The sequence below is a fragment of the Streptomyces sp. NPDC045701 genome, from assembly GCF_056432045.1.
The window spans coordinates 1-1,985 of sequence record NZ_JBWKJV010000176.1; the positions used below are offsets into that span (position 1 = coordinate 1).

Genomic DNA, 1,985 nt, shown 5'->3' on the forward strand with positions numbered 1-1,985 from the left:
TCGCTGTTGCTGACTTTGGAGTGGATGAGGCGGTCGTAGGCGTCGTAGCGGTAGGCGGTGGTGGTGACCGCCATGCTCACCCCGCCGTGCTCGTCTCTGACGACCGTGCCGGTGTCGTTGACGGCGGGGCGGGTGTCGGTCCGGGAGGTGAGGTTGCCGTGCGCGTCGTAGCTGTAGGCGGCCTCACTGACCAGGGTGCCGTCGGCGCGGGTGGTCTTCTCACTCTTAGTCTGGCTGGCACCGGTGAAGGTGTAGGAGGTGGTGACGCCGTTGCCGCGTTCCACCTTCTCGATCTGGCCGAGCTTGTCGTAGGTGTAGGTGACCTCGGCCAGGGTCTTGCCGTCGGTGCCGGTCTGCTTCGCCGAGCGCAGGGTTCCGTCACCGTTGTAGGTGTAGACGGTGCGCGCCCCGGCCGCGTCGACCGCAGCCGTGAGCTGTCCGTGGGTGTCGTACTCCTGGGACAGGCTCTTGCCGTCGGGGTAGGTGACCTTGGTGACGTGGCCGTCCGCATCGTAGGTGTAGGAGATGACCGTGCCGGTCTTGTCCGCGGGGTCGAACACCTCCAGCACCCGGCCGGTCGCCTTGTCGTAGGTGTAGGCGGTTTTCAACGTGGTTTTGCCGTCTGCGGAGATGGTGGTGGTTCCGGTGATCCGGCCGGTGGCCGGGTCGTATGAGGTGGTGGTGACCGACCCGTCCGGGCGGGTCACCTTCTCCGCCTCACCCCGCTCGTTGTAAACGGTGGAGGTGATCCCGCCGACGGGGTCCTTCTCCTCGATCACCCGGCCCGCGTCGTCCCGCTTCAGGATGGTCCCGGACCGCTTCTCCTCACCCGAGCCGAGGGTTTTGACCACCTGTCCGCCGGTCAGGTCCCCGCGGGGTTCGGCGGTGACCTCACCACCGGGGAACACCTGGGGCGCGGCCGGTGTGAGGGTGGCCTTGTCGACCATGCCGCCGGTGCCGTAGGCGAGGCGGGTGGTGACATCCCCGGTGGTTGCTTCCCGCTGCCGGCCAAGCCCGTCGAAGGTCTGGCTGGCTGCGGGCACAGGGGTGCCGTCCGCGTGACGGGTCGAGGAGGCGGTGGCGCGGTCGGCGTCGTCGAGTTTCTCGGTGGTAGTGGTGACGGCCTTGGCGGGGTCGTTCTCCCCGGCGGGCAGCAGCGCGGTGGTTTTGGTGTTCGCGACATCGTCGTAGGACATGATCTGCGTCATGCCGTTGGGGGCGACCGCCTTCACCGGCCGGCCCAGCAGATCATTCGTGGTGACCGTTTTGCGGCCGGCACCGTCGCTGGTGGTGGCGGTCAGCCCGTCCGGCGAGTACTCCACCTTCTGCAAGGTCCGCGCCTGCGGGTCACCGGTGATCTTCCCGGCGGTGATGTTGTCGGTCTTCTTCTCCGCCCGGCCGAGCAGGTCGCGGGTCTCGACGGTGACGTGCCCGTCGGGGGTGGTGAGCGTGGTGGAGGTGGGGGTGTGGGCGGCGGTAGTGGTCAGTCCGTCCGGACCGGTCTCCTTGACCACCCGCCCCGCATCGTCATACACCGTCTTCGATGCCCGGCCCGACGTATCGATGGTTTCGACGACTTCACCGGTGGCCAGATCCGAGACCTGCTTCACCGTCCCCGCCGACGTGGTCACCGCGTCGGTGCGGGTATGGGCGGTGGTGTCGATGCTGGTGGTGTAGGTCTCGGTCAGCTTCTGCGGCCCCTCATCGCCTTCCGGGCGCGCGCCGTCGGCCCAGGTGACGGTCTTCGAGGCCAGCTCACCGTGCCCGTCGGTCTCGAAGCTGGTGGTGGTGCGTGCCCTGGGGGTTTCGCCCGGCTTGTTGGCCACCGACTGGGTGGTGGCGGCAACATGCCTGCCGTCGGGGGTGAGGGTGTTCCGTGTTTCGGCGATCGTGCCGTCGGTGCCGGTGGTGACTGATTTCACCGGCTGCCCGTAGGGCCCGTACTCGGTGCGGGTGACCGCCCCGGTGGCGTCCTTGCGCTCCAC

1 protein-coding gene is annotated in these 1,985 nt (G+C 68.4%); it reads right to left on the minus strand.

What is annotated here, in order from left to right; translation table 11 throughout:
* On the minus strand, positions 1–1,985 hold a 1,985-nt coding region (locus AC07DW_RS34215; RefSeq protein ID WP_478861491.1), incomplete at both ends, for an RHS repeat domain-containing protein.